21 protein-coding genes are annotated in these 20,611 nt (G+C 57.4%); 1 reads left to right on the forward strand and 20 read right to left on the reverse strand.

What is annotated here, in order from left to right; translation table 11 throughout:
* Positions 1–19 precede the first annotated feature (19 nt).
* The 20 genes from AC5S3R_RS11585 to AC5S3R_RS11680 form a co-directional block, all read right to left on the reverse strand.
* Positions 20–946, reverse strand: coding sequence for a TadA family conjugal transfer-associated ATPase (locus tag AC5S3R_RS11585; protein WP_494267201.1), 927 nt, complete (start codon positions 944–946; stop codon positions 20–22).
* A complete protein-coding gene (locus AC5S3R_RS11590) occupies positions 943–2,979 on the reverse strand; it encodes a type IV secretory system conjugative DNA transfer family protein (protein WP_494267202.1) in 2,037 nt (678 codons plus the stop codon). The genes AC5S3R_RS11585 and AC5S3R_RS11590 overlap by 4 nt, the downstream gene beginning before the upstream one ends.
* 12 nt (positions 2,980–2,991) lie before the next feature.
* The gene (locus AC5S3R_RS11595) at positions 2,992–3,291 is read right to left on the reverse strand and encodes a hypothetical protein (protein ID WP_494267203.1); all 300 of its coding nucleotides are present in this window, start codon (positions 3,289–3,291) and stop codon (positions 2,992–2,994) included.
* Positions 3,292–3,537: 246 nt separating this feature from the next.
* Positions 3,538–4,584 carry a hypothetical protein gene (locus tag AC5S3R_RS11600; RefSeq protein WP_494267204.1) on the reverse strand — a complete coding sequence of 349 codons (1,047 nt, stop codon included), beginning with the start codon at positions 4,582–4,584 and terminating at the stop codon, positions 3,538–3,540.
* Complete coding sequence (locus AC5S3R_RS11605) at positions 4,581–5,621, reverse strand: hypothetical protein (RefSeq protein ID WP_494267205.1); 1,041 nt, start codon at positions 5,619–5,621, stop codon at positions 4,581–4,583. Before AC5S3R_RS11605 ends, AC5S3R_RS11600 begins: the two co-directional genes overlap by 4 nt.
* Complete coding sequence (locus tag AC5S3R_RS11610) at positions 5,618–5,911, reverse strand: hypothetical protein (protein ID WP_494267206.1); 294 nt, start codon at positions 5,909–5,911, stop codon at positions 5,618–5,620. The genes AC5S3R_RS11605 and AC5S3R_RS11610 overlap by 4 nt, the downstream gene beginning before the upstream one ends.
* A 2-nt stretch (positions 5,912–5,913) precedes the next feature.
* The gene (locus AC5S3R_RS11615; RefSeq protein WP_494267207.1) at positions 5,914–6,219 is read right to left on the reverse strand and encodes a hypothetical protein; all 306 of its coding nucleotides are present in this window, start codon (positions 6,217–6,219) and stop codon (positions 5,914–5,916) included.
* Between the two features lie 89 nt (positions 6,220–6,308).
* A complete protein-coding gene (locus tag AC5S3R_RS11620) occupies positions 6,309–6,704 on the reverse strand; it encodes a single-stranded DNA-binding protein (RefSeq protein ID WP_494267208.1) in 396 nt (131 codons plus the stop codon).
* A gap of 29 nt (positions 6,705–6,733) precedes the next feature.
* Positions 6,734–7,147: a single-stranded DNA-binding protein gene (locus tag AC5S3R_RS11625; RefSeq protein WP_494267209.1), complete on the reverse strand. Its 414-nt coding sequence runs from the start codon at positions 7,145–7,147 to the stop codon at positions 6,734–6,736.
* A gap of 563 nt (positions 7,148–7,710) precedes the next feature.
* The gene (locus AC5S3R_RS11630; RefSeq protein ID WP_494267210.1) at positions 7,711–9,525 is read right to left on the reverse strand and encodes a DNA cytosine methyltransferase; all 1,815 of its coding nucleotides are present in this window, start codon (positions 9,523–9,525) and stop codon (positions 7,711–7,713) included.
* A complete protein-coding gene (locus tag AC5S3R_RS11635) occupies positions 9,522–10,730 on the reverse strand; it encodes a DNA-methyltransferase (protein WP_494267211.1) in 1,209 nt (402 codons plus the stop codon). Before AC5S3R_RS11635 ends, AC5S3R_RS11630 begins: the two co-directional genes overlap by 4 nt.
* The gene (locus AC5S3R_RS11640; protein WP_494267212.1) at positions 10,727–11,113 is read right to left on the reverse strand and encodes a hypothetical protein; all 387 of its coding nucleotides are present in this window, start codon (positions 11,111–11,113) and stop codon (positions 10,727–10,729) included. The genes AC5S3R_RS11635 and AC5S3R_RS11640 overlap by 4 nt, the downstream gene beginning before the upstream one ends.
* Positions 11,114–11,118: 5 nt before the next feature.
* Complete coding sequence (locus AC5S3R_RS11645; protein WP_494267213.1) at positions 11,119–11,799, reverse strand: VirB8/TrbF family protein; 681 nt, start codon at positions 11,797–11,799, stop codon at positions 11,119–11,121.
* Between the two features lie 2 nt (positions 11,800–11,801).
* Positions 11,802–12,623 carry a type IV secretion system protein gene (locus tag AC5S3R_RS11650; RefSeq protein ID WP_494267214.1) on the reverse strand — a complete coding sequence of 274 codons (822 nt, stop codon included), beginning with the start codon at positions 12,621–12,623 and terminating at the stop codon, positions 11,802–11,804.
* Positions 12,623–13,468, reverse strand: a complete 846-nt coding sequence (locus tag AC5S3R_RS11655; protein WP_494267215.1) for a hypothetical protein — start codon at positions 13,466–13,468, stop codon at positions 12,623–12,625. Before AC5S3R_RS11655 ends, AC5S3R_RS11650 begins: the two co-directional genes overlap by 1 nt.
* Before the next feature lie 39 nt (positions 13,469–13,507).
* Positions 13,508–14,764 (reverse strand): TraB/TrbI/VirB10 family type IV secretion system protein, encoded by a 1,257-nt coding sequence (locus AC5S3R_RS11660; RefSeq protein WP_494267216.1) that lies wholly within the window; start codon positions 14,762–14,764, stop codon positions 13,508–13,510.
* Between the two features lie 8 nt (positions 14,765–14,772).
* Positions 14,773–15,555, reverse strand: a complete 783-nt coding sequence (locus AC5S3R_RS11665) for a TrbG/VirB9 family P-type conjugative transfer protein (RefSeq protein WP_494267217.1) — start codon at positions 15,553–15,555, stop codon at positions 14,773–14,775.
* An 8-nt stretch (positions 15,556–15,563) separates the two neighbouring features.
* Positions 15,564–18,020 (reverse strand): VirB4 family type IV secretion system protein, encoded by a 2,457-nt coding sequence (locus AC5S3R_RS11670; RefSeq protein WP_494267218.1) that lies wholly within the window; start codon positions 18,018–18,020, stop codon positions 15,564–15,566.
* Positions 18,007–18,321, reverse strand: a complete 315-nt coding sequence (locus tag AC5S3R_RS11675; RefSeq protein ID WP_494267219.1) for a VirB3 family type IV secretion system protein — start codon at positions 18,319–18,321, stop codon at positions 18,007–18,009. The genes AC5S3R_RS11670 and AC5S3R_RS11675 overlap by 14 nt, the downstream gene beginning before the upstream one ends.
* A gap of 14 nt (positions 18,322–18,335) precedes the next feature.
* Complete coding sequence (locus AC5S3R_RS11680) at positions 18,336–18,665, reverse strand: TrbC/VirB2 family protein (RefSeq protein WP_494267220.1); 330 nt, start codon at positions 18,663–18,665, stop codon at positions 18,336–18,338.
* A 323-nt stretch (positions 18,666–18,988) separates the two neighbouring features.
* Between AC5S3R_RS11680 and AC5S3R_RS11685 the strand changes: the two genes are divergently transcribed.
* Positions 18,989–20,563, forward strand: coding sequence for an ATP-dependent nuclease (locus tag AC5S3R_RS11685; protein ID WP_494267221.1), 1,575 nt, complete (start codon positions 18,989–18,991; stop codon positions 20,561–20,563).
* The last annotated feature ends 48 nt before the right edge of the window (positions 20,564–20,611 follow it).

The following is a 20,611-nucleotide window of genomic DNA, read 5'->3' on the forward strand; positions in this document are numbered from 1 at the left end:
CGATGGAACGCAGCGGCGTTCAAGATCTATGCACATTCGCATCTTCGCGTAGTACGCAAATCTCCGTGACGTGCCGCCATCCACCCTCCTTCGTCGTATGCACGACCACATCAATGAACCGTTCGCATTCCTCTTCAACATCATGAAGCGGGATGTTTCCTGCCGAGCCGCGCATGGCAAGCCGAGCCAGGCGCCGGAGTGCGTCTTTTGCATTGTTGGCGTGGATGGTTGTCAGTGAGCCGCGATGGCCAGTGTTGAGAGCATCCAGAAACACTCGTGCTTCCTTGTCCCGAATCTCTCCGACGATGATTATGTCCGGGCTGTGGCGGAGAATGTCCCGTAGCAGTTCGGAGAATGGTACCTGATTCCGATGGGTGTCGAGCTGGGCCTCTGCAGAGAAGACGTGGGGCTTTCTTACATGGAGCTCTGCTACATCTTCAAGAATCAGGATGCGGTCGTCATCCGGGATTGAATCAGCGAGGACGTTGGCGAGAGTCGTCTTCCCTGCAGCGGTGCTTCCTGAGATCAGGATATTGTCGCCGCGCTGCACATGCCCCGTGAGTATTTCTGCCTGCTCTTCAGTCAGGGCCTTTCTCTCGATGAGGTCACGGATCGTGAAATTCCGCGAGTTGAATTTGCGAATCGTCACTGCTGGCGCTGGGTTGACGACTGGTGGGATCAGGGCCGCGAGGCGGCTGCCATCCGGCAGGCGGAGATTCAGGCTGGTCGAGTCGGCATCCAGTTTCTTGCCGAAGCGATTGGCAATGACTTCGAGCCCGATCAGCAAGGCTCCGTCCTCGAAATGAACTTCCGGTTGCCTTACCTTGCGTCCATCCTCTTCAATCCATACGGAACCATCCGGGTTGACCATAATTTCGGAGATGGTCGTGTTCATAAGCAGATGCTCAATGGGTTTCAGGAACGGAATGATGATATCGAAGCTCATGCGTGAATCCTCTCTGGATCAAAGCCGATCCTCTCCTGCTCAAACCAACTCATGTCTGTGGGCAGGAAGTCAGGTTTGAGGTAGCAGTAGGTCGGAGCCAGTGGGCTGACACCGTCGAAGGCTACAACAACGGATTGCGCGTTCTTCAGATCGAAAAAGATCTTTTCCTCGAAGAGCGGCTCCTTGTGTTTCTGGTACTGCTTGGAGGCCGAGACAGAACCTTTGCTGGACGAGGTGCGGCCACTCAACCAGCCGACATTGGCGTTGGTGGAGGACTCGGAAACGGTATAGCTGATGCGCGTGCGATCGGCCTTGCCGCACAACTCCGAGGCATACCGGGCTGTCTCCGGGTCTGAGGTGGTCAGAAATACCTTCGTGCGGAATGCCTGCAGTAGTGTTTTGACGCCCTCGTTGGGTAGCGCGTCCTTCAGACTGGATACGCTCTGCGTGGCGATGATGGGGATGCACTTGGGCTGCCGGGAGAGGGACAGAAACCGTTCATCTCCTGTGGGGTTATCGCCGCCGACTGTGGCGAAGTTCTGGTACTCATCGCAAATGAAGACCGTTGGCCGGAAGTGTTGCTCCGGGTTGCTGTCCATCTTCGGGATGCGTAGCTGGACAGCACGTTGGTAGTCGATCTTCATGAGTGTTCCGACTGTTTTCGCCAACGCAGGATTCAAAGCCACGGGAAAGTTCAGACCAACAACGGCGCCGGTTTCGATCAGCTCATCGAAGGGTGGCAGGACGCGGCCCTGCGGGTCGTCGGCACAGGGCTTGCCATCGTAGAGTTCCTTTGGCGGGCAGAAGACGCGACGCACGTCGGGATCAGTCTCGAACAGGGACAGGAATACGGCGATGCCCTGAATGATGGAAGTCTTGACCTCGGACCTGAAAAATTTCCAGTGCTCCCAATACCAGTAGTCGATGCTGTCGAAACGGTGCTTGTAATCCGCGCGGTAAGGCTTCCGAGTGAATACGAAGAAGCCCGCGGCTGTCTGTTGCGCGAGCAGATCTTCGATTTCCTCTGTCCATACGATCAGATACAGGCCGGCATCCTTATTCCACTCGAAACCGAGAGGTGACAGGCTCGCTTCATATTCCCGGTACGCATCCTTCTCAATGCCGATATAGCTGGTGGTGCTGAATCGTGAACCGACTTCGATCAGCATGGCTTCGAGCGCACCGGCACTGATAACCGTGCGGAAGAGATCGACCATCGTGAGGTATCCATCGCGGATGCGATGGAGCATGATGACGTAGCGGACAAGGTCTGTGTAGGATTGCTGCCAGAATGGTTCCTTGCCCTTGCCCCAGATGCTGGTGATGATTGACGCGATGTTGAATGCCTGGGCGTAGGAGTCAAGTGAGTTATTGAGCGGGTTGTAGCGGATGTTGCCGTCGAGCGAGACTTCGACATAGTCCTGTTCGCGTCCGCACCATTTCAGGATGCGCTGAAGCTGGCGGCAGAGGTCGCCTTTGACTTCGAGAACGATGCCGGAGAGTCTGCGTTCTGGATCGTCGGCGCGATACGCGAACAACTGCCGCATGGCAGGCAGGATCAGTCCATAGGTTTTGCCGCTTCCGATGGAGCCGAAGGAGGCGATGCCAGTGTAGAGACCGCGCTCTGGTATGGAGAACCATCGAGGGTTGTAGCTGGGTTCGGGAACGAGCTGGCGATGGACTTCGCCGAGTACAAGGGATAGCTCCTTCCGAGTACGCGGGTCAGGATAGGACGGCAAGGAGCCGGGCGCTGCTTTCTGATTGCCTGGGTATAGATGGACGTACATCAGAGAGAACGCCATCGAGCAAGCGAGGAACGGAGTCGAATACAAGAACAACGCATAGCTCCATGTAATCGCAAGATAGATGGACGGCTGCCTGAACGCGATCAGGTGCAGGATGGGGTTGTCGATCTGAATCGGCATGGCGCTGTTGAGCAGGATGCCGACCGCTGCGCTAATCCCAATCGACAGCAGGAAGCGATTCTCAACCAAAGGCCGAACGATAGTTTGGAGAGACGCGCGAAAGCTCATGCGATGCCTCCTTTACTCGCGTGCCGAATCAGCCTTCGGCGCGTTCTCGGACACTGGCTTGTGTGGCGTAGATCCAGACCTGCCGCTTGCCGGTGATGGTGCGAGTCCTATCGAGACGCGGGATTTGTGCTTCTGAAAGTCTTCCTCCTGAAGGAGTGCAAAGCGCAGCAGTTCGTTGACGATGTACTTGCGGTCGTTGTTCGACCATGCCGCCAGCGCATCGATGTCCTCTGCGATGGTGTCCTCGATGTTGGTTTTGAGCAGGACGAGATTGACCTTGCTCGCGCCGTGTTCGATCTTGAATTTGCTCATGGGTGGATTCCTTTCTGGTCTGTTGCATGGCCCTACTGAGTACCGGGTTAGGTCTGGATTGAGTACAGGTCTGGACCGCGACAGGTACACGGTTTGGTCCAGAGTTGGTCCCTGTTGGAGAGGGGCGGGAGCGACCAGCGCGGCGTAAGCCGACGCGGCAGGTGCGCAGCACCGGGGTCGCTCCCGCCCCCGACCTACACCTCCGCATAACCCCGGACTCACCCGCAACACAATGTATCTGCACGACTAAACCTCCCCGCGATGTGTGTGCTCGCGTGTGTGGAGACGTGTTTCGTCACCCTCATCTGTCGAGCGATTCACTCGCGCGTTGTCCGTAGGATAGCTGTGCGGAAGCACGACTGTTGTGAAGGAGGCGCGCAGAGATTTCGTCAGGAATCTCTGCCGGATACGTTCGGCATTGGTGCTCAGGTTGTTCCACGCTGCCTGGAGAGCACGATGTTCGAGCGTCGTGTACAGATGCTCGCCTTCGCGCAGAACTTCGAGGTCACGGACACTGGTAACGCCGCCCTTCGCTTCATAGCGAAGGCTGGCGGCGAGATATTCGAGGAAGTGCTCGACACCCATCGGCGTCATGGAAGTGATGCCGCGCAACCGATCCGCAGGGAGGAAGCGGTTGTAGGTAGCTTTCGCACGGGCGGTGCTGCTTTCGGTATCGGCCAAATAGATCAGCTCGAACTCGCCGAGCGCCTCAAACAGTGTTCTGTACTGTTTGAGGAACCGCTCGAAGCGAGTGGCTGTGACCTGGCCTTCGTCAATGAAGGTGAACTGCGGGATACCAGTGCTGGTGACAAGGATGGGAAAGCCATCAGCAAAATACATCAGCCGTCCAGCGTAGCTGTGCGGCAGGGTTTCATGGGCAATGCCGCACTGCGACGTGAAGAAATCCACCTTAGCCGCTTCGTCTTCGAGCAGGTTCCCGTCAACATGGGCGATGACGAAGTCGAGCGCCATGAGACGGGACTTAATGTGAGCGTCGCCTTTGATGCGCCGATTCTGCGAGTCCGGGCGGCCAAGCGCCTCGTACACGGGTTTCGAGACAAGATGATAGATGTGCCTGCCGCGCCCGCACTCAAGGACGCGGAGATGGCGGAGGCGGATACCTTTGTCGAGAAACCGTGTAGCGAGAGCGCCGCATTCCCGCCTCACGAACCGACAGAACTGACGGCTCAGGAAGTAGCCGGAGTGGACTGCGACCAGATACAGGAACGAGGCCTCCCGCTCCAGATAACCGATGGATTCGAGCGATGGGATGGGATCATAGTCGAGTGTCATAGGTCGAAAATGTTCTCCATGAGGTGGCTGTCGTCTTCGATCTTTGCGGTGAGCGAGGAGCGGTCGGAGACCGAAGCGTAGTTGCGGAAGCCGGCCTGCGCTTTCGAGCGCAGATGGCCGGCGTGATAAGCAGCAGTCAGAACTTCGATGTCCTGATGTCCGCTGCGTGAGCCCTGATCGATGTCTTCTCCGGCATTGCGAGGCAGATCGTAATCGATGCGTGCGTCGGGAATCTGAATCCTGCCGTCAACAAACGGAAGCTCGTGCCGGGCGGCTACTTCTTCTTTGATTTCGGCCATGTCTCGTTTGGGGTCAGCTTTCCGCGCGGCATAGATGTCCTTCTGTACGTCTGCCTTGATCTCGAAGTCGAGACGCACGCGGAGGTTCGTGCCGCCGTCTTTCTCGATCCGTATAGCTTCCTTTTGGTAGGCACGATAAATCTGCGAATCGTGTTCGACCTCTCGCGGCTTAACCAGCCCGGCATAGACCTTCTGGTCTTTGGGCAGGTCGCCCTCCTTAATAAGGAGGCGGCGACCTTCTTTGGTGAGTGTGACGACTTCAACACGCTCAATCGTGCGCCTGCGACCGTCGCGGCGCAGATTGATGTGCTGCGTTTCGATGAGTCCCTTATCACGCAGATACTTGAGGTCATTCTCCAGAGGGCGAGCCTTGCCTTTGTAAAGCGACTCGCGGAGATCCGCTGTGCGGACGACGCGAAAGCGACCGGCTTCGCGCAGGAGGTGCTTTTCCTCCGGGCGAAGCTCAAGGCCGACAACGTTGCCGGTGGCACGCGCCGGACGGCGCGGGTCAGCCGAGGTAACGGGACGGCGGCGCTCTCGTGGCACATCGCGCACAGGCTCGTTGCGATGTCTGCCAGATGCATGGCTATGACGAAGAGCGTGGCTCTGTTCCTCCCGCGATTGGAGGTGACGATGGACGGGATTTTCGGGCACGCGACGCGCAGGTGTCTGCGTGCTCGAACTGTCGTCGTCATCGACGCGGCGCCGTGGCATGTCCTGGGGAACATCCAGTCTCATGCCTGCTCCTCGTCATCCCCGCGCTCCATAGGAGCAGGCGGGAACGCTAATGCTGGCTGTGCCGACGATGCTTTCGCGCTGGACTTCCGCAGGCGCTCACTCACGGGAGAAGACGAGACGGTTTCGGAAGAAACCGGCGCAGGCTTCGGACCGTGGCCGACGACACGACGAACGTCGTAGTCGGAGGCTTGTGTGAAGCGATTCATCTCCTTCAGCGCGGCTTCACGCATGGCACGGACCTTGGTTACAAGATCCGGCGTGCGTTCGAGAAACTGGTCGTCATTCTGCATGGCTACTGCTCCTTCTCGTCGCCGAATTGAGCAAGGATCTCTGCGGACAATTCACTCTGCCCGGTGTGTATCTCCTGATCGAGATGCCGGAGTTTGCGGCCTGTATCGCGCAGGAAGAACTTGCGCTCGATCCAGATGGTGAGGCCAAGTATGTTGGCGAAGAGCAGAGCACAGTAAAGCGCGATGCTCGGAAGCCAGGCATGCAGAATCAACATGCGCCACGGAACGAGGAAGCGCAGCTCGTGCATCGACCAGAAGCCGAGCGCGAGGAAGATCAGCGTGGCGACGAAGACAGCGTTGGCGATCATCGATGTTTTCTCCTGCCGCAAGGAATGAGCGGCACAATCAGCAAAAGAGCAGAGAGGGTTAGCCTCTCCGCGAAGTGCAATGGACGGTGTTAGCCGTCCTCGCCGAAATCGACCAGCGCATCGGGCCGGTCTAGTCTGGTGATACGAACTGCGTGTACGGCATAGATGGAATGCTTTGCCGGATAGCGTTTGCCTACGACGACAACGGTGCGATCCTCCTGAGACTCGCGGAGTTCGCCTTCGATTTCGAGGTAATCGCCGCGCCTCATGCCGCGCACCATCCCGCAGAAGAACGGGCCGGGACAGATGACGCGATGCCAGTCGGTGCGTGGATTCCACTGGTTGGCTCCGAGATCCCACACGCCGGATACAGTCGCCAGCAGGAGAACAGCGAACGAGTCGTTTTGGATGTTGTTGGAAGGCGGAGCGTCGGCATCTTTGCCGAGGAAGCCGCGGAGCTTGATGGTGTTCTCAAAGAGCTGCATAAGCCACCTCCTGGGGAGGAGAACGCCGCTTACGCGGCGTCCTCCTCCGTGACCGGCTCGGCGTCGAGGTTCTCTTCGCGCGAGCTCTCAGGGCGCGCCAGCTTCTTGACGGTGCTGGCGCGTACCTCCCAATCGGTGACCTTGATCGTGGTCTTCTTCTTGTTCCTGACCACCTCCAGATCGCGCTGGGTGCTGCGCATCTCGCCGACCACTTCGACGTAGTCGCCCTTCTTCAGCCCCTTCGCGTAGTCAGAAGGCTTGCCGAATGCCACGATGCGATGCCACTCGGTGCGGTTCACCCACTCGTTCGTCTGCTTGTCCTTGTAGCCGGACTTGGTGGCGAGCGAGAAGACCACAAGGTGGGTCTGGTTCTTGGTTGCGAAGCTCTCGGCATCCTTGCCGACATAGCCCTTCAGCTTGATTTCGTTTTCGTAGAGTGCCATGTCATTTCTCCTTGGTGTATTTGCCCGGATTGCCCTCGGGACACTCTTGCGCGAAGCGACGTGAGTGTGCCCCGCTCCCAAGTGCCAAGTGGCGCTTTTACGGAAGGTTCGGGAAATCTTTTTGCGTTCTTTGCACAAAGATTTTCTGAAAGCCGTAACCCGCAGGGCGGCGTAAGCCGAAGCAGAGCCGCGCCGTGCCGCAGGGCGCGGGATAAGCACCGAGCGAGTGACCGAGGGTGAGCAGGGAAAATACTGGAGAATTGGCGCTCTATGGAAACATCTGCCTGAAGGGCGCCTGTATAAGGATGCCGTTGCAACCAAAGGACAGACCTTGTGGTCGCTCGCCACCAAGTCCTGCTGCAAAAGCAGAGAGCGGGTGGACCGCTCCGTCCGGCTGCTGGCATCGTATTCAGCCTGCCTCCATGCGAAGGGCCTGGAGATGGGCAACTGATGAGTTGGCGAGATGGCCAGTCTCCGCGTCCGAAGGTCAGGAACAAGAAGAAGAGCATCCCCGCATGTCGATTGGGAGGTGCATGCCAGTATCGTCTGCTGTGTCCGGGAACTCATGCGTTTTCCTCGACGTCGGACCGGTCACGGAGGATCGCATCGACCGCTTCGATGCGTTGTCCGAGCCAGCGCATGACTGGAACAGCCATTGAGTTTCCGAGGGCTTTATAGCGGGGGCCATCGGATGCGAGCCTGCTGCGGTACTCGACCAGCGTGTAGTCGTCGGGGAATCCCTGCAGGCGCTCACACTCGCGTGGAGTCAGGCGCCGCACGGCCATCTGCGAATGCAGCAGATTCGGAGGCCCGCTGCTGGTATCGGAGCTATCGACCTGCTTGCCATAGGAGGCCGTGAGCGGAGAGGCAACAGGTTGTTCCTGGAGTACAGCGGTTGTCGAGCTGTTTTCGATGCTTCCGGGAGCACGGGTACGCAGGCTTCCCGCGATCTCAGCCGGTGAAGCTGTACTTGTCGTTCCATCATTACCGTGAAGTGTGAAAGCGACGGTCGGAGCATTACGACTGGTCGCATTGGCATTGGTTCCCAGAGAGTGCATGACATCAGCGCTGCGCAGATCACCACCCTGGCCCTGCGCAAAAGCGATCGCTACCTGTCCGCCGCCATTGGGATGGCTTCCATCATGTCCCATACCACGCAACGTCGGCGCAATGTCACTCGCATCGGCTCCAGAGTCTTTCGCGGAGAAGGCAACGTAGCATTGCTGCTTCGAGCCTGGCTGCGCTGATAACGCACCGACCGTCTTCCCATTTCCATCGTAGAGTCGCACCTCGTCGCGGGTGTTCTGCGCAAAGGCGACAGCCTGAGCGCCGCCACTTTCCAGCGTGTGAGCAACATCATTGGAGATGCCGCTGCCATTGGACTGCGTGTGCGCAGTACAGATGGCGACAGGCACCATGGGCGTTCCACGCCCGGTGCCGTCTTCGCTCGCGTCGAAGCCATCGGCTGAGAGCGCATGAGCGACATACGTCTGCCGCGTGGAATCCTGAGAGTCGTTTTCCTTACCCAGCAGCGGATACGAAATCAGGGTCTCAGTCTCGTAATCCTGCCGACCCATGCCGCCAGCATTGAGGCAATGCGAGGTATCGCCGGTGCTGGGGATCAGACCGCCGTCGAGATCGAAGTCTGTTCCGAGTCCGCCACCGCCCTGAGCGCGTGCGCTAAGGGTGGGGGCAAGGTCTTTCCGCGTTTCTCTGCGCGGCGGAGGATACCCCGACAGGCTCGACCGCTCAAGTAATACCGCTGCGGCAGCTCGCCAGTTTCCAAGATGTCCGACAACGAAGACGCGACGCCTTCGCTGGGGTACTCCGAAATACTGAGCGTCAAGAATTCGGTAGGCGATCCCATACCCGAGTTCGACCAGCATCCCGATGAAGGCTCCAAACGTCCGTCCGTCGTCGATCGACAGGACGCCGGGGACGTTCTCCCACACCAGCCATAGGGGCCTGAGTCGGCCAGCAAGCCGAGCAAACTCGATGGTGAGGTTGCCACGCGGGTCATCCAGTCCCGCTCGTTTACCGGCGATGGAGAAAGCCTGGCAAGGTGTGCCTCCGGCCAGAAGGTCGATTGTTCCCACATCCTCAGCTCCAATCTTTGTGAAGTCGCCGGCGTTGATGATCGCGCCATCGGCAGGCAGAGCAACGACGTTGCGAATGGCTGCCGCGCGCTGCTTTGCGTCCTTGCGAGAGGCCGCGTCATGCGGACTCGGCATGTGGACGGGCCGCGATGCGCCATAGCGCGAGCGCAGCAGCCAGCAGCAGAAAGGGTCGATCTCGGCGAACATGGCGGGCTTCCAGCCGAGAGGTTGCCATGCAACCGATACGGCTTCAATGCCGGAGCAGACGGAGAGGTATCTCATTGCCGTCCTCCCTGCCGGAAGAGCGGAGCATCTTCGCGGATGCGGCGCTCGGACATGGCGACGTACTCTGCGTTCAGCTCAATACCGATGTAGCTGCGGCCAAGTCGCAGCGCGACGAGGCCTGTGGTGCCCGCGCCGTTAAAGGGATCGAGAACTGTGCATGGCTGTGTATCGGCGATACAGGCACAACTGCGTTGCCAGCCAGTGGTGATGTAGCCTCCGCGCGCTGGCCGCCCATTGCGCTGGCCTCTTTGCAGATCGCCTTCGTGGTCGTGCCAGCCATTGCCAAGGAGTTGTGACCGTTCCTCGTCTGGTTCGACCAGCCGCATGACGGGAGCGCCACAGGCGGCGCAGCAGCCTCGCTCGCTGGTCCCGGCCAGAATGCATGGCTCGACGAGTCTGGTCGGAAATGTAGCGAAGTGGGCTTCGGGGAAAGATTCCGTGGGTATCGTCCAGACAGACCGTTTATTGCGGCGGGTTACGGCTGCGATCTCTGTCAGCCCATCTTTTGTCCGCATAAAGGTATCGCCGTTCTCATACGCGAGCTTGTCTTTATGGGAGACATTGCCTGGAGCATCGCCGACAGCGATCTCCTTGATGGCTTCATTGTCGTAGAAGTACCGGCTGTTCTTGGTGAGAAGGAAGACATATTCATGGCTCTTGGTCGGCCTGTCAGTGATGCTCTCAGGCAATGGATTCGGTTTGGCCCATATCACGTCGGAGCGGAGCCACCATCCATCTGCCTGGGCAGCGGATGCAAAGCGCCACGGTATGCCGACCAGATCCTTCGGTTTCAAAACCCCATGAGGATTGGCGCTTGGCGGGCGATAATCTTCGAGACCGTCATAAGCAGGATTTGGAACGGCGCTGCCGCGGACGATTTCTCGCTGCGTGCCCTCTCCACGATTCTCCCCGCCGTAATTACCCCAGCTTCCGAAGTAGGTATCACCAAGATTGACCCATGCGGTGCCGTCGCTGCGCAGCACGCGACGCACTTCGCGGAAGACCTCGACAAGTTTGACGACGAATTCTTCAGGCGTCGATTCGAGGCCGATCTGACCTTCCACGCCGTAGTCCCGCAATCCCCAATAAGGCGGCGAGGTTACGACGCAATGCACGCATTCGTCCGGCAGATTATTCAGGCAGGCCAACACATCGCCATGAAGAAGGCGGTACTGTGGGTCTGCGTACATAACCTCGCTCACGCCGCACTCCGGGGCTGTGGTCCGCGCTTCCGCGCACAGAGCACATTGAGGGCGCCGAGGATATGGGCCATGGAGGTGTTGCGGCCATAGAGCACCATGTCCGCATAGCGGACGGGCGCGAGGTCACCGGCACGATCCACCAGCAGCAGGGGGATATGCAAGTCCGTTTCGAGCAGGCGGTGTATCAGCCTGCCCGCGAGGTCACCCTGCCTTGCGTGGATCAGGATGCCGCAGACAAGAGGGCTCGCCATCATGACCGCAGCGGCGCTCCTGCTGTCGTCAACAGCAGTGACGTCGTAGGGTTGCAAGCGTAGCGCGAAGGCCGTAGCGGAGAGTAGCTCGCGGTCGGCACAGTAAAGCAGGATGGGCTTTTTCGTTTGCATGACAATCAATTCCCAAATGCCTGGTCTTCGTGGACGTAACTGATGACGACGCCGAGCGGATTGGTGAGCAGCATCGCGTTCGGCACTTCATCGCGGAAACCGTAGATGACGTTCGCAGTCCAGCGTTCACGGCTTTGCTCCTGCTGGTCGCCGGGAGAGTAGAGAATCTTCTCAAACTCGATGTGTGCGCGGTATGGAGCCTGGCGTATGTCGTCGAGGACAACAGCCCTGATCACGATGTCTACGTTCGGCGCGCTCGGATCAAGCAGGAAGTTGTCGAGCGTCTTGTCCTTCGCTACCTGATTGAGCGTGGCGTTCTGCTTTTCATCGGAAAAGAAGTTGATCGACTCTCCGAAGTCCCTGCGAAGCGTGGCGTGATTGCGTCCGTAGTAGAGCTGCGCCCAGCGCGCGAGATAGTATTTGCTGACTCGCTCGACGGGAATCTTCGAGAAATCGGCATAGTTCCCAACCTGGCCGCGCCCTATATCCGCAATAGAGATGACGAGCGGCTTCAGCCGCAAGGCAGCGGTCTGTGCTCGGTAGAGGAGAGCGAGCAGCGCAAGCGTGACGATAGAGAGCACAAGGAGGGCGGCCTTGAGATAGGTGTTCGTGACGACCGGCTCGGCATAGAGTTCCAGAAACTTGTGCCCTGCGTCCGTAGCAGCGAATGTGGTTTGCTTCGACATAATCAATTCCCCGTGAAGTTGATCCATGTACCCGTGCGTCCGCTGAGGATCGATGCTGTGAGCTCCGGTATCTTGATCAGGCCGTAGATGCAGACAGCAAGCGTGACCAGCAGGGCGGGCAGGATGGTGAGTGCGTTTGCGATGGTAATGGTGCCGATAACCTGAAACATCGAGGTCAGCACATGCGCGAAGACGTAGATAAAGGCGCTGGCAATAACCTGATAGAAGCTGAATCCGATGAACGCCTTGAGCCATCCCCAGAAGAGCCAGTCCATCTTGGGCACGATGAACCACGGAATGAATACCGGGCCGATGAGCACGCACACGGCGGCTGCGACATAGCCATAGGCGATGACGGAGAAGGCCGTTGCCTCCATCGCGGCAAGAATCAGGACAATCACCAGATAGGTGAGGTCTTCGAGGATGTTGAAGCTGCCGGGAGGCGCGCCGAGTTGCTGCTCGGCATTGGTGACGGTGTCGGCGATCTGCTGCGTCTGGTCGGACTCAATCTTCGTTGAAAGGCTTAACCCTTCCTTCGTGATGAGGTCCGAGAAGCTGTAGCTCGTGCCGGGGACCGGCGAGGAGTAGTACGTCAGCATTCCGAGTCCCAAGGCAATCATCAGGATCAGGTCAGCAAATTTGGCGAAGTGGAATCCGCCGAGTCCCTGCGAAGCGGACAAGGCGGATTTCAGCCCAAACCAGACAATGAGGATCACCGCCAGGCCACGGAAGATGTCTATTCCCGTGGCCTGGAGCGTGTTGCCCTGCGAGGAAAGTAACTGCGTGATCGCCTGCGAGAGCGCAGTGAAGTAGTTCTGTCCCATTAGTTGCTCCCGTTGAGGCTCAGAGAAATGCTGTGGAGCGACGTGCTGACGCCGCTGTTTACGTTCTGCATGGTGTTGGGGAAGTTTTGCTGGAAGTAAATGGCATTGTTAATGGCGCGATTTTGCGCGTCGATCTGCTGCTTCTGCGCAATGACCTGCTGTTGGATAGTTGCGGCCAGAAGCTGGTTGGTGTCCTGCTGAGAGTGGATTTGCAACAGCGTTGCCGAGTTGATCTTGCCGAGCAGCGCATTGGTGGTCTGCTGGCTCGAATCGGTCGAGAAGGTGTCTGAGTCGAGATTCGCCAGCTTGGTGGCAAAGGATTGTTCATTGGTGCGGATGGTGCCGAGTGTGGTGAGCGTGTTCGTGGTTGTGGTTTGCGCGAGTTCAGAGGTCGCGTATTGATTGGCAACGGTGGCCTGGGTGCGAGAGTCCAGTGAGGAATATGTGCCGGAGGGATAGCTCTGGGCCTGCACATAAGCCTGGTTGTAACCCTGCTGTGCATTGACCAGGGCGCCGTAGTTGAGCGCATTCACCAGCGCAGAGGTATTTCCGTAGGTGTTTGAAGGAGCCTGAAGGCTCGTCCACTGCGACCAATCTGCCTTGTAGCGCGTCGCGAGATTCTGCGGCAACTGCGCCATCTGGTGGGCCAGGTTGTACATGGTAACGATCTGGTTGCGCGTATCGACTGCGGTTGTGTAGATCTGTGATCCCTGCTCGATCTGCTGGATGGCGTGTGCAGATTGCGTGGGGTCGTAGACGATGCCGCTGCCGAACTGCGCATGCGCCATCGGCGCGAGCGCGGTAAGCAGCGCAAGAAATGGGACAAGGATGCGAAGCGACTTCATGGGAACCTCCGTGTAACTGGTTGGGGTGAATGTGGAAGGTCACATCACAGGCGGCATGTCGTGGTTCTCATACGCAGGCAGAAGCATGTCCTGAGTGATGTAGACCTTGATCCGGTGCCCTTCGCGGATGGTGATAGTGGGCGGGATATTGATGAAGCGGTCGAGTACGTTGCCGCCGGACTGTGCGAGGCTCGAAGCGATACCGGAACGGTAGGCTTCGCTGCCGGATTCGTTGTAGCCCTGATTAAATGAGGTAGCTTCTGCTGCGCCGGAGATGACTCCAAGAGCAATCGACGCGCCGAAGATCTCCATGTAGTGGCTGTTGACTTTATCCTTGAGCCCGGTGGCTCCAGCCTGATCGAGGCCGTGAAACTGGTCGAGATCGACGGAGTAGCCATCCGGCATGAGCAGGCGATGGAAGGTCACGGCGAGGCGTTTCTGGCCGAGGCCGCCGACCTTCTGCACATCGCCAAGAATGAAGGTGCCTTCCGGGATGAGCATGTGCTGGCGGTCCTGGCTGTAGACGGGGTTGCTAACCATGACTTTCAACGGACCGGCAAATTCGCCATCCAGCCGGTTGACCAGCACCGTATCGATGGTTGTGCCCTCGAAGACAACGAAAGGCTGGCCGTGGGCAGCATTGACGTTAACTTCCGGCGCGCGCTTCTTGTCGGTGGAAGCCGCAGCAGGCACAGCCTGCGCTGCGGCAACTGACGGCAAACTCGAAGAGTGAGCCGCGATGTTGTCAGCGGAAGAGTCAGATTCGACCGAGGGGTGCGTAGCACCACCATCGGGAGAGACGAGGTTCGAGGCAAAGCGAGCTTTGAAGGCGATAGCTTTCTCTGCGTCGGCTACGGGATCGCGCAGTGGTTCCGTAGTCTGGACGGAAGCAGGCGGCAACTGCGAAGCAGGAGTCGTGCCGCCTGGCTGGGCAGTGTTTCCCGCAGCCGCCGCGCCAGCGGGCTGCGGAGCTGCACTGGTCTTCTGTGTCGCTATCTGCCTCTGGTCGGCGCTGAGATCCTGCTCCAGCTCCTGAATTTTCCTCTGGTTTGCATCCGTGGATGCAACCATCGATGAAGCTGCTGAGGGTTTGGCCGCGGGCTTTGCGTGATTGTTCGAGAACATCACGGCCAGCAAGATCAGAATGGCAAGTCCTGCGACAACGTAAGCCTGCGCCTGCTTGGGGACAACGCCCTCTGGCCGGACGCGTTTGTCGCGCAGGCCGGGAGCGTTTTCAGGAACCACAAGCTGCGGCTCCTGTTCGGGCAATGTATGGTTCTGCTGTTCGTCTGCCATCACGCCTCCTACTTCTGGCCCAGCGCAGAGGAAACCTCGGACTGCGGTTTCCGCTGGAAGTCCAGCTTGTGCTTACCGATTTCGAGATAGCCGTGATCGACGATGGTGGGCAGGATGTAGGTCCCGTCCTTGAGCTGGAATGTGACCAGATCAGGCTTGCCATCCTTCAGTTCGTAGACAGAGAACTTCTCGGAGGCGGAGGACTTGATATAGGTGAACTTGCCATCGTGGTAGATGGCTTCCACGTTGAAGGGCTTTTCATCGTGATAGGCGTAGTCGAACTTCAGAGCCTGCGTGGGGTAATCGGAACGGAACTGCTCGACGGCAGTTGCGGCGCGGGTTTGAGCAAGCTGCGCGGCAGCGCGCGCCGCGTCCACTTCGCTGGCTGGCACAAGCTGCCGCGAGCCATTGGCGGCGGCAAGCGAGGACGGGTCGGACGGCTCGATGACGACCTTCAGGTCGGGATCGCCGGACTCGACGTCATCAAGCGTGAACGAGTACACCGTGCCCTTGTCGGTAATCAGGTTGAGGTTAGAATGGATGCCTTCCTTTGCCGGATGCAGGAAGCAGTAATTACCCACCGTGTCGATGATCCAGAAATCCTTATCTCCGGTGGCAACATCCAGAATCTTCTCCGTCGAGGGAAGCTCGATCAGCGTGGTGTAGCGCATCTTCGCGTGGACATTCACGATGTCGTTGGCGTGGTACTTCACGATGCGGGCGGACTGCTGGCCGTGCGCGACGGTCGCGGCAAGGCCGAGCAGGAGCGGGACGATGGGTGATGGGCGCATGGTTCTCCTTAGCTGTTGAGTGGGTCGGGATAGTCGTGAGCCAGGCGCAGGAGTCCCTGCTCCGGCCCGAAGCGGGCGAAGTAATCCTGTTTGCGAAGGTTGTCGCGGGAGTTGTTGGTTGCCATCCAGTAGCCGAGGGCGTCAACTTCGAGAACCAACTTCTTCGTGCCGCGCGGCTGGATGACCAGCAGTTCGCGCTTGGGCACGAGTGATTCCAGCAGCTCAAGCTGGGTATCGTTCAACTGGAAGATTTCGGCATACAGCTTGCGATCGATATTGGGGTTGGCAAGAAATATCTTGGTCGGGCAGGACTCGTTGACGATATGCAGCATGTCCGAAGCGGCAAGCTCGACAACCGACTGCGTCGCCAGAATCATGGCCGCGTTCTTCTTGCGCCATGTCTTTTCCGCGCGTGTAATCCAATCGCGGATGGTCTGGTTCTTAAGGAAGATCCAGCCCTCGTCGATGACGAAAATCTTGAATATGGCAGTATTGGCAGGCTTCTCAATCTCCGACGATGCGCGCTGCAGGACGTAAAAGAGAACCGGCTCCAGCACATCCGGGTATTTGTCCCAGCCATCGAAGTTGAATGTCTGAAACTTCGAGAAGGTCAGCGTGTCCTCTGCGTTGTCGAAGAGGTAGCCAAACTGACCGGCCTGGGTCCAGCGGTGCAGACGTTCTCCCAGAGGCCCGAGAATCGACACAAAGTTGGTGAGGGTGCGTATCTCTTTGGGCAGCTTGTATACACGCTCAATGGCGGCGAAGAGTGCCTTTTCATCCTCCGTGGTCAGCTCATATCGCCCGCCCGCTTCGATGAGCACCCGCAGGAACAGGAAGAGAAAATTCTGGTTCTCGTGTGTCTGATCCAGAGAGAACGGATTGATGGTGAAGCCGGGATTCTTCAGGCCGACGTTCAGATAAGTGCCACCGAAGGCCCGCGTCAACGTCTCGTAACTGCCCCCCAAGTCAAAGATGAACGTCAGCGGCTCATACTTCTGCGCGGCCTGAAGGGTGGTCGAGAGCGTGAAGCTCTTGCCCGATCCGGTAGCGCCGAGCAGCAGCGTATGCGCCACGTCGCCACTATGGATGTTCAGGTAGTACGGAGTGCCGTGCGTGGATTCGAGAACGGCGAGGTATTCGCGTTCGAGATGCGGGTTCCATTGTGAGCCGCTGTCCACGGTGAACAGGAAGGACAGGTCGGCATAGTTGCTGTTGAGTGCCCACTGCTTGCGGAGATTGAACTGCCGGTTTCCCGGCACCGTGGCAAAGAACGCATTCAGCAGGTTGTAGCGTTCCTCGTAGAGCAGACCGTCATGCTGCGTAAACAGCTTTTGAAACTCAGCGATCGTATGCTCAACCTTAGTGCGGTCTTCGTCGTAAACCACAACCGACAACGTGAATTCGCCGAAGTTCTTGCCTTCCATGCCTATCGCGGTGAGAGCATTGCCAAGCTCCGCAACGGCGGCAGCCTTCGAGTCATCGACCAGGTTGTCCTGATTTCCGGTGTTCTCGCGGTCCTGGAGATTCGAGACGAAGCTGGTTTTGGAGTTGTGATAGTGGCGACGGCGAGATGCAATCTCCTTGCGGGCCTTTTCATTCGTGACGGGATGCCATTCGGTGATGACATGAAAGTTTGCCGGGATGTCGAGCAGACCGTTGAGAATCAAGGGCCGCGTTTCGGATGGCAGTTCTTTCAGGGTAAGGACGCGGACGTAATCGTCATCCATGCGCAGGTAGCCGCGATGGGCTTCGAGCTCCGAGCCGCATACCTGCCAGTCGAGATGGCTGGCGCCGTGGAGCGGCGCCTCTGCGATCCTGGAGGGGCGGAAGTTTACGAGACGCCGGAGATGCCGGAAAGTCCCTTCCGCCCCTAGCAGCTCGACCTCGGTTAGGTCGCTGAGCTGCCCACTCAAACTTCGTACTTTCTGCTGCAATAGCAGCCGGTCGCGCTCGATCTGCTCGTAGAGCAGAGTGCGCTGCTGTCTTCCAGAAAAGAGCGTCTTGAGCTCCTTGATTCCTGCGCCCGGTGCTTTCACAAGCTGAGATAGTGCATGGAGCAACCCAGCCTTGGCATAGTTGCCATCGATCATTACGACCCAATACATCTCAATGCTGTAGAGCCGGTCGGCCTTCGACTGAAGGAACGCACTGCGCTTTTCCACGGCGGCGCGAACCAGGGGGCTGTCATATTCTGCGTGGGGTATCGTGGGCCGGTTGTGTTTGAACAGAATCTGATAGAGGCGGCACTTATCGTCGAGGGAACGGAGGGCGGCTTCAAGGCGTCTCACGGCGTAGTCACGGCCGGCATGGTCGAGGCTCTCGTAGTCGATGCCACCAATCTTCAGGACGGTGCCAAGATCGCCGCTCTTGGTCAGAAAGCAGTGCTCGTCCCAGAAGCCGAACAGGTTTACCTGGGCGGCGAATGCTCCGGCTTCGTTCCAGTCTTTGTGTTCAACCTTGTACATCGCGCCTCGCAATGCGTATCTGTGTCTTGTCCGCTTTCATGGGGTCGTAGCGTCTGCGGAATTTGCCGGAGTTGAAGAGCACGCGCAGAATCTCTACGTCATGCTTGGTGGCGATGCGGGCAATGATGACGCCCACGATGAACAGGGCGATTCCGCCGACCAGGGAGTGGAGAAGAGAGAAGATGGCGCCCCCGGAGATCAGAGCGATGAAGAACAGCCGCCGCTCCGCTCCGAGAACAGTCAGCGGGCGGTTCATGGCCTTGAATACCGGACTCACGCGCGCGTCCGCTGGCTTAGACATGGATCACCTCCTCTCTAGCTCGGGAAGAGCCAGGCCATGAAGTTCACGGCGCCAATCGCCATGCCAACTCCGAAGACAATGCCGGCCAGCATCTTCTTGCTCTGGCCCTCGCCGTAAGCGAACATGAGGCCGCCGACCACGATTGCGACCAGCGACAGCCCGGTCGCAATCGTGCCGGTAAATGCGGTTTTGAGAACGTTGACTGCGTTGTCCCACGGATCGCTGCCGCTCTGTGCGTACAGGGGCAGTGCCGTAAGGAACAGAAGCGGAGGTGCGAACCGCCTCCGCCAGCGCGCGCCTGACGCCGTGGGGCGCAGACGTTTCAGGTATGTGAGTGTGTGCATGGGCTCCTTTCGTATGCGGAGGGGCACTCCCCGTCGCAACGTCATGGAGCGAAACTAAGGCTGGAGATGGGATGAAAGGGTGGAAAGATTTTCCGCTCGGTGTCCTGTCAGGACACCACGAAATGAAAGGACTAATAGTGGATTGAGAAGTGTCGGATTCTCAGATCAATACAAACGCGTCTGTGTAGAGTGATATCGCAACTCTCGACCTGCACTTTTTTACGACTCTGTGTTGCTGTTCAGAGCAGGGCGATATAGCGAAAGTCTTGCTCAATTCTGAATTCCGAAGATTTGTAAGCACAGCAACGGTCTAGACGCTAGATATGTCTGTTAGGATTCCTGAAAAGCAGATTCAATATATTTTGTCTCGCGTGGGGGACTCTTTGGCGAAGTGGGTCAAGATTCGTAAACTCAAGGGTATCGAAAGTTTGGATTTCCAAATTCCTGCCCCAGGCGTTCATTTTCTAGCAGGCACAAATGGTTCCGGTAAAACGACCCTCCTCGCATGTTTAAGACGACTTCGTCATGCCAATTCATTTCAATTCCATTTTTTGAGTTCTCTCCAATCCAATCGGCTAGACAGCTTTAATGAAGCGGAGGTCATCTACACGCTCAACGAGAAATCTGTGACCTACGCATATGCCGGGGAACGGTGGGTTCCAAGGCCCCGGCGTTCCAGCAATCTAGTTCGGAATTTTGGATACCCCGACGTGTTATATGTCGGAGCAACAGCATCACGAATTACCCCACGTCCGGAAGATTTCAAGACCGCCAAACTCAAGCCTGCGCCAACAGTTGTCGTCCAAGCAGCAAACTCTATATTTGAGACAAATAGGTTCTCTGAACTTAGAACGATCAACCTCACCACAGGAAATAAGAATCAGGCTTTCGTACTCGTCAATAGGCGCCCAGGCCAATCAAGGATTTCATATTTTTCTGAGAAAAACTTCAGCCTCGGAGAACTTTGTGTTCTGAAGCTGCTTCGTGAATTGAACAACTGCCAAAATGGCACCTTAGTGCTTATCGATGAATTGGAATTGGCTTTGCATCCGCGGGCTCAGATCGGATTGATCCGCTACCTAGAAAGCCTTGCACAAGAAAAAGCATTAACCGTCATCGTTTCGACCCATTCCGTCACGCTACTTAAAACTGCCCCTAGAAATAAGATTATCTTCCTCGAAAAAAGAGAGAATGGCGAGACAGCAGTTCTCAGTAGTTGTTTCCCTGCCTACGCTCTTGGCGGTATCTCTCTGTCTGAGGAGCGTGCTCCTGATGCCGTTGTCTATGTTGAAGACGAAGCCGCCCGTACGGTCACGGAAATGCTCTTACGTTCTTGCATTCTCGATCGGTACACAGCTTCGCGTGCGGCCTCTCCCACGATCAGGGTGTTGCCGATTGGGGACTATAACAACGTCGTACGTTTTCTGGACAAAAACCGTGCTGTTCTTCCGAATCATGTAAAACAATGGATTCTTTTGGACAAAGATGTCGAAGATGAGATTGTCGGCATCATGGATGCATCGAGTAATAATCCGATGCGCGATGCATTCCACCGGAATTCACCTCACATCCGTTATCTTCCGTTCACGCCGGAAGTGGCTTTAATGAAGCATCTTTCCGAGAAGCGTAGTGAGGTATTAATTGTGCTCCGCCAGAAGTATCTCAATCAGCAGATGCAACTGCCTCCGTCGATGGTGACAATCACTCAGACAGCGGGACCGGCGCTGAGGCAGGAATGCAAGCAGTTATTGCGGAAGATTATCAAGCAAATTCAAAGTGAAGTGACGAATGTGTCTGATGAGAGCATTACAGATCTCCTATATGAGAACCTTGCCAATCGATTCTTCAATGAGAATAAATCGGTGGTTATGCAAGCATTTGGGCCAATCATAGGCTGAGCACATCAGGTGATTCTGCTTTTATTCGCTCGAACAGAGGTTGTTGGA

Source organism: Occallatibacter sp. FHG110214_02 (assembly GCF_059115385.1).